This is a genomic window from Frankia sp. AiPs1 (assembly GCF_023716945.1).
Classification (GTDB): Bacteria; Actinomycetota; Actinomycetes; order Frankiales; family Frankiaceae; genus Frankia.
Genome location: NZ_JAMQQF010000548.1, coordinates 1 through 4015, shown reverse-complemented (window position 1 = coordinate 4015; position 4015 = coordinate 1). Strand labels below are relative to the sequence as shown.

Genomic DNA, 4015 nt, shown 5'->3' with positions numbered 1-4015 from the left:
GCGGCGGGGTCTGCGCGGGCCACGGGCGGCCCTGCACGTCGTGCCCGCTGTGCCGGCTGCTGGCGATGTTCGCCGGCGATCGGCCCGAGGTGGTCCGCCACCTACTGACCGCCGCGGAATCACTGGCGGCGGCCTTCCGCGTGGCCCTCGACGCCTACTCCGGCACCGCTCGCCCCGGCACCGCCCACTCCGGTGACGCTCGCGCCGGCACCGCCCACTCCGGTACCGCCCATTCCGGTACCGCCCATTCCGGCACCGCCCACTCCGGTGACGCCCGCGTCGAGACCGACGCCCCCGCTCCCGCGTCCCCGGGCGCGGGGCGCACAGCCAGCCAGGACCCGCGGCCGGGGGCCGCCGCGGGTAACCGTTCCGCCCCAGCGCCCAGACCACGCGTCCAGAGGATCGATGTCACGTGAGCCCCATTGTTTCCGGCAGCTCGGATCGTCCCGGTAACCCGGATCGCGCCAGCACCCCGGACACCTCCTCAGCCCGTCCCGCGGGCTCGGACGCCCCGCTCAGCCCCCTCCCGCCCGCCGTCGTGGACACGTCGGTCGACGATCGGCGCACCGCGGGCCTGACGATCGGCGTGGACGTCGGTGGGACGAAGGTCGCCGCCGGCGTCGTCGACGGCGCCGGCACCGTCCTCGCGTCGATCCGGCGGCCCACTCCTGGTCATTCGGCCGCCGAGGTCGCGGACACCATCGCCGCCGTGGTCGCGGAGCTCTGCGCCGACTACGAGGTGAAGGCGGTCGGCATCGGCGCCGCCGGCTGGATCGACGCGGACCGCTCACGAGTCCTGTTCGCTCCCAACCTCGCCTGGCGGGACGAGCCGCTGCGCGACGAGGTGAGCGGCCGGGTAGGGCTGCCCGTCGTAGTCGAGAACGACGCCAACGCGATGGCCTGGGCCGAGTACCGGTTCGGAGCCGGCCGCGGCCGCCGTGACCTGGTCTGCCTCACCGTGGGCACCGGCATCGGTAGCGGCATCGTCCTCGGTGGCGAGCTCTACCGCGGCGCGTTCGGCATCGGCGCGGAGACCGGCCACATGCGGATGGTGCCGGGCGGCCACCTGTGCGGGTGCGGCAACCGCGGCTGCTGGGAGCAGTACGCCAGCGGTCGGGCGCTGGTCCGCGCCGCCCGTGAGATCGCGGCGATGGACCCGTCTGCCGCCGCGGCGATGCTGGAGGCGTGCGGCGGTGACGCCGAACGGCTGACCGGCCCGGACGTCACCGAGGCGGCCCGCAAGGGCGACCCGGCGGCGATCCGCTGCCTGACCGAGATCGGCCACTGGCTCGGCGAGGGTATGGCCAGTCTGACCGCCATCCTGGACCCGGACCGCTTCGTCGTCGGCGGTGGGGTCTCAGACTCCGGCGAGCTGCTGCTCGGCCCAGCTCGGGAGCGGTTCGCCGAGACGGTGCCCGCCCGCGCGCATCGTCCCCAGGCCGAGGTGGTCATCGCCGAGCTCGGCTCCCAGGCCGGTCTGGTCGGCGCCGCGGACCTCGCCCGAATCTGAGCAGGCCCCGGATCTGCGCAGGCCCCGAATCTGCGCAGGCCCGGGATCTTCTAAGCAGGGCTGGGATCTGCGCAGCCCGGATCAGGCGCCAAGGCCGCCCGGCCCCGGTCGGGCGGGGCGGAAGTCCGGCACCAGCTCGACGGCGAGCTCCTCCAGGAACAGGCCCGTGTCGGCGACGACTCCGACGGCGTGCGCGCTGGTGCGTTCCGTGAGGGCGTGCACCGTCGTCGGATTCACGTCGACGCAGGCGACCGGGATGGACGCCGGCAGGATGTTGCCGGTGGCCACGGAGTGCTGGGCGGAGGCGACCATCAACGCGTAGCCGACCCCACGCAGCGCCGCGCGCATCGCCCGCTGCCCCTCAACCACGTCGGTGTGGACGTCGGGCAGCGGGCCGTCGTCGCGCACGGACCCGACGAGCACGAAGGTCTTGTTCGCCTTCACCATCGCGTGCATGATTCCCTGGGAGAGAAGGCCGGACTCCACTGCGGCCCGGATCGAGCCCTCGCGGCGGATCGCGTTGATCGCGCGGATGTGCTGCTCGCTGCCGCGCTGGACCCGGCCGCTGCGCAGCGGCCCGAGGCCGAGCGGGGAGCCGTAGAGCGCCGCCTCCACATCCAGCGTCGCCAGTGCGTTCCCGGTGAACAGGACGTCGACGTAGCCGGCCTCGACCAGGGCGACGAGCGCGGGTGCGGCGCCGGTGCTGACGACCGTCTGCCCGGCCACCCACAGCACCTGGGCGCCCTCGGCCTTCACCTCGCGGACCTGGCGGGCGATCGCCTTCACCAGGACTGCCTGCGGCTGGGTGGAGCTCGGCAGCGGTGCGCCGAGCGCCTCGTACTCGGCGTAGATCCGGCTGGAGTGGTCGGTGACCGGGAGGACGACCTTCACCCCGTCCACCCCGCAGACGATCATCTCGCCGGCGCGGACGTCCGTCACCGGGACGGTGCGTACCCGGCCGCCGGAGACGACCAGGCCGCAGTCCATCTCGGGGTGTTCCACGGGGACCCACTGGCCGTCGAGATGAACGACGGTCTCCAGGTTCGTGGTCGAGTAGAAGTCCGGCGGGAAGGCGCCGTCGCGGTCCGCGGCCTCGCAGCGCGCCGTGCCCGCCTCGACCTTGTTCACGCCGTGGACCTGGATCCGCATGAGGATGCGCATGAGCCGGCGCGGCGTCTCGGCGCCGACGGTGACGACCGCGTGGGACTCGTCGTCGTGGCTGCGTCCCAGGTCGATGTGATCGACCCGGTAGTCGCCGCCGTAGTCCAGTACGTCGTCGAGCACCCGGGCCAGTACACCGGTGTCCATGAGGTGCCCGTGCACCTCGACCTTCTCGTGGTAACGCACGCCCAACGCCTTCCCTTCGGTGCCAATACGACGGCTGCCACGCCGACGTCGTCCTCAGGCCCGATGCCACGCACCGACCCTGCCTTTCCTCCGGTGTTCCCCGGGTGCGACCGTTGCGGGATCCGGCCGGGGCGCGACAACGTCCGCAGGGGGCGCCCCGACCACGCGGCCACACCCCGACCACGCGGCCGCGCATCGACGCCGGCCACCCCGCCGGTTCGCCGCCGCAGGTTCATCGCGGCAGCTCACGCCCGAACCGTCGCGGTCAGATCACCGCGCCGTCGTCGGGGCCGTCGAAATCGGTGGGCTGTCGGTCACCCATGCGGGCGACGAGGGTACCGACCCCACCGAGGATCAGTAGTACGCCGGTAACGTCCTGCGCGCGGGACTGGTTGAAGCCGATCAGGGTCGGCACGACGAGGAACACCACCCCGAGGGCGATCGAGCCCAGTGCCCAACGGGTCCCTGGCCGGATCCGGGGCAGGGGCGGCGCCGGTGGCGGCACGTAGTGGTCGTCCTCCGGGTCCGCCGGGGCGTCCGCCGATCCGCCGAGATCGATCACGACGAAGTCGGCTGGGTCGGCGCCGCGCCCGCCGCTGATGCCGGGCGGATGCAGCCCGGGGGGTGGCGCCTTGTCCAGACCGGGATCGGTGCGGTCGTCCGGCGCGGGCGGGACATCGGGCTCGAACGGCGGACGCAGGATGATCACGGTGGGGCGGCGGGTGTCGCCGAGGTCCTCCGCCGCCGGCCAGCGCCGGGTGTCCGGCTCGTCGTCGAAGTGCGCGATGAGATCGAGGAAGGCCGCGTCGTCGGCCTCCTGGGAACGGGGCACCGACCGCGGGGCGGGGTCTTCGGGCCCAGCTCCGGACGGTTCCCCGCCGGCCGGAGCGGCCAGCTCGTCCTCGGCGGCGACGCCCCCGTCCGCCTCCGGCTTCCCGGGGGCACCGGCCGTGGCGTCCGGTCGTCCGGCCGCCGACGGCAGAACTGGCGGCTGAGTAGAGACAGGCGGCTGACTCGAGACTGACGGCTGAGTCGAGACGGGCGGGTGCGTCGAGGCCGGCGGGGCCGCCGACGACGGTCCGGTCGGGCTGGAGTCCGTGGAGGCCGCCGCGGCAGTGCCTGCGGGTCCGGCCGGGCCGCCGCTCGCGGGCTTTCCGG

At 74.0% G+C, this 4015-nt stretch carries 3 protein-coding genes and 1 pseudogene; 2 read left to right on the top strand and 2 right to left on the bottom strand.

Annotated features, from left to right (window positions below; genetic code table 11):
- Together ND748_RS27090 and ND748_RS27085 are read left to right on the top strand one after the other, a co-directional pair.
- Window positions 1–416 (top strand): annotated as a pseudogene (locus ND748_RS27090) (hypothetical protein); the annotation flags it as partial.
- Window positions 417–586: 170 nt separating this feature from the next.
- Window positions 587–1510: an ROK family glucokinase gene (locus ND748_RS27085; RefSeq protein WP_374216048.1), complete on the top strand. Its 924-nt coding sequence runs from the start codon at window positions 587–589 to the stop codon at window positions 1508–1510.
- Window positions 1511–1591: 81 nt separating this feature from the next.
- Here the strand turns inward: ND748_RS27085 and ND748_RS27080 are convergent, their stop codons facing one another.
- Entirely contained in the window at window positions 1592–2857 is a 1266-nt protein-coding gene (locus ND748_RS27080) for a TIGR00300 family protein (RefSeq protein WP_251749039.1), read from the bottom strand.
- A 265-nt stretch (window positions 2858–3122) separates the two neighbouring features.
- The gene (locus ND748_RS27075) at window positions 3123–3689 is read right to left on the bottom strand and encodes a hypothetical protein (RefSeq protein ID WP_251749038.1); all 567 of its coding nucleotides are present in this window, start codon (window positions 3687–3689) and stop codon (window positions 3123–3125) included.
- Between the last annotated feature and the right edge of the window lie 326 nt (window positions 3690–4015).